The following is a 3221-nucleotide window of genomic DNA, read 5'->3' on the forward strand; positions in this document are numbered from 1 at the left end:
GGTCCCCGTCCGCACCGCGATGTCGGTCGAGGTCCGCGACGGCGTGCTCTGCGCCTTCATGCCGCCGGTCGAGCAGATCGAGGATTATCTCGAGATGATCGCGGCGCTCGAAGCGACTGCCGAGGAGATGCAGCTCCAGGTCCATGTCGAGGGTTATCCGCCGCCATTCGATCCGCGTGTCGACGTCATCAAGGTGACGCCCGATCCCGGCGTGATCGAGGTCAACGTCCAGCCGGCAAAGAACTGGCGCGAGGCGGTCGACATCACCGTCGGGCTCTATGAGGATGCCGGCAAGACACGCCTCGGTGCCAATCGCTTCCTGGTCGATGGTCGCCACACCGGCACCGGCGGCGGCAATCACGTCGTGGTCGGCGGCTCGAGCCCGCAGGACTCGCCGTTCCTGCGCCGGCCTGATCTGTTGAAGAGCCTGGTGCTGCACTGGCAGCGGCATCCGTCGCTGTCCTATTTCTTCTCCGGCCTGTTCATCGGCCCGACCAGCCAGGCGCCGCGCATCGACGAAGCCCGCCACGACAGCATTTACGAGCTCGAGGTCGCGCTCACGCACGTGCCGCCGCCGGGCACTCAGGCGCCGCTGTGGCTGGTAGATCGCTTGTTCCGGCATCTCCTCGTCGACATCACCGGCAACACCCATCGCGCCGAGATCTGCATCGACAAGCTCTATTCACCGGACGGCACGACCGGCCGCCTCGGTCTCGTTGAATTCCGCGCGCTCGAAATGCCGCCGGATCCACGCATGTCGCTGGCGCAGCAGCTGCTGATCCGCGCGCTGATCGCAAAATTCTGGCGCGAGCCGCAACAAGGCAAGTTCGTGCGATGGGGCACCGCGCTGCACGACCGCTTCATGCTGCCGCACTTCATCTGGGAGGATTTCCTCGAAGTGCTCACCGAGTTGAAGCAGTCCGGGTATCCGTTCGAGCCTGAATGGTATCTGGCCCAGCTCGAATTCCGCTTCCCCGCGTTCGGCCGCATCCATCATGGCGGCGTGACGCTGGAGCTGCGGCAGGCGCTGGAGCCTTGGCACGTCCTCGGCGAGGAGGGCTCGGCCGGCGGCACCGTGCGCTATGTCGACTCGTCGGTCGAGCGGCTTCAGGTCAAGGCGGAAGGCTTCGTCGCGGGCCGCCATATCGTCGCCTGCAACGGCCGCCGCCTGCCGATGACCGCCACCGGCCGCTCTGGTGAAGCCGTGGCCGGCGTCCGCTTCAAGGCCTGGCAGCCGGCCTCAGGCCTGCACCCGACCATTCCCGTTCATGCGCCCCTGACCTTTGACCTCATCGACACCTGGAACGGCCGCTCGCTCGGCGGCTGCGTCTATCATGTCGCCCATCCGGGCGGCCGCAGCTACGACACCAAGCCCGTCAACACCTACGAGGCCGAGGCGCGGCGGCTGGCGCGCTTCCAGGACCATGGCCATACGCCGGGTCCGATGCAGCCGCCGCCCGAGGAACGCACAAATGAGTTTCCGCTGACCCTCGACTTGCGGACCCCGCTCCTGCAATGAGTATGATGCCGGGGCAGGGAGTGGCGCATGGCCGAGGGCGCAGCCGAAGAGGACGACAAGGCGGGTCAGGCGCAAGGTCAACGTGATGGCCAGCGCGAAGGCCAGCGCCGCTTCGCGCAATGGGTCCGCGACTACAGGCGCCTGCCCGACATCCCCGACGAGTTTCTCGGCCCGGACGGCAAGCCCCGCGCGGTCTGGAGCCGCTTCTTCGATGCCTTCGGTGCGCTCGCGCCCGATGAGGTTGAGCGGCGGTTTGGCATGGCCGACCGTCATCTCCGCGAGGCCGGCGTCACCTATCGCGCGCCCCGCGAGAGCGCCGACCGGCCCTGGTCGATCAGCCATCTGCCGCTGCTGATTGACGAGGCCGACTGGAAGCAGCTGTCCGACGGCATCACCCAGCGCGCCGAGTTGCTCGAGCTCGTGCTGCGTGACATCTATGGCGAGGGCCGCCTCGTCGCCGAAGGCGCGCTGCCGGCGGCCGCGATCGCGGGGAGCCCCGAATATCTCCGTCCCGCCTGCGGCGTGCCGCCGCCGGGCGGGCGCTATCTCTCGCTCTATGCCGCCGATGTCGGCCGCGGGCCCGACGGACGCTGGTGGGTGCTCGGCGATCGCACGCAGGCGCCGTCGGGTGCGGGCTATGCGCTGGAGAACCGCCTGGTGCTCTCGCGCGCCTTCTCGGACCTCTACAAGTCGATGAACGTGCCGCGCGTCGCGCCGTTCTTCGAGGCGTTTCGCGACAGTCTTCGGGCGCGCGCCGACCGCGACGAGCCGCGGATTGGCGTGCTCACGCCGGGCAGCTTCAGCGAGACCTATTTCGAGCACGCGACGTTGGCGCGCTATCTCGGCTTCCTGCTGGTCGAGGGCGACGATCTCGCCGTCAGCGACAATCATATCCACATCCGCACGGTTGCAGGCCTCAAGCGCCTCGACGTGCTGCTGCGCCGTGTCGATTCCAATTCGCTCGATCCGCTCGAGCTCGATGCCTCGTCACGGCTGGGCGTCCCCGGCCTGATCGACGTGCTGCGCAAGGACGGCGTCGTCGTCGCCAACATGCCGGGCTCGGGTGTCCTCGAGGCGCGCGCGATGCTCGGCTTCCTGCCGGCGCTCAGCCGCCGGCTGCTCGGCGAAGAGCTGAAGATGCCGCACATCGCGACCTGGTGGTGCGGCCAGCGCTCGGCGCGCGACGAAGTGTTGTCGCGGCTCGACGAGGTCGCGATCGAAGGCGCGTATCGGCGCGGCGTTCCCGGTTTCGACAGCAACGGTCCGGTGCTCGCGAGCGAACTCGACGCCGCCGGGCGCCGGCGCCTGAGCGACGCCATCGCTGCGCGCGGCATGGACTATGTCGGCCAGGAGGTGGTGCGGCTCTCGACCATGCCGGTGTGGGAACAGGGGCAAATCACGCCGCGTCCCTTCGTGCTGCGCGTGTTCGCAGCCGCGACGCCGGACGGCTGGGCCATCATGCCCGGCGGCTTCTGCCGGATCGCCGAGCAGCCGGATGCGCGCGCGGTGTCGATGGGCGACGGCGCGCGCTCCGCCGACGTCTGGGTGGTCTCGGACAAGCAGGTCTCGACCGCGACGCTGCTGCCTGCGGTCGACAAGGTGCGCATCCGCCGGATCGCCGGCGTGCTGCCGAGTCGCGCCGCCGACAATCTGTTCTGGCTCGGCCGCTATCTCGAACGCGCCGAGGCGACGCTGCGGCTGG

The 3221-nt window shown here is 68.8% G+C and carries 2 protein-coding genes; both read left to right on the top strand.

Annotated features, from left to right (window positions below):
- Positions 1-1519 (top strand): transglutaminase family protein (locus tag IVB32_RS34810; protein WP_247412858.1); only part of this gene is annotated, 1519 nt, incomplete at its 5' end.
- Positions 1520-1546: 27 nt separating this feature from the next.
- On the top strand, positions 1547-3221 hold a 1675-nt coding region (locus IVB32_RS34815), incomplete at its 3' end, for a circularly permuted type 2 ATP-grasp protein (RefSeq protein ID WP_247412860.1).

This window comes from Bradyrhizobium sp. 23 (genome assembly GCF_023073295.1).
GTDB lineage: Bacteria > Pseudomonadota > Alphaproteobacteria > Rhizobiales > Xanthobacteraceae > Bradyrhizobium > Bradyrhizobium canariense_D.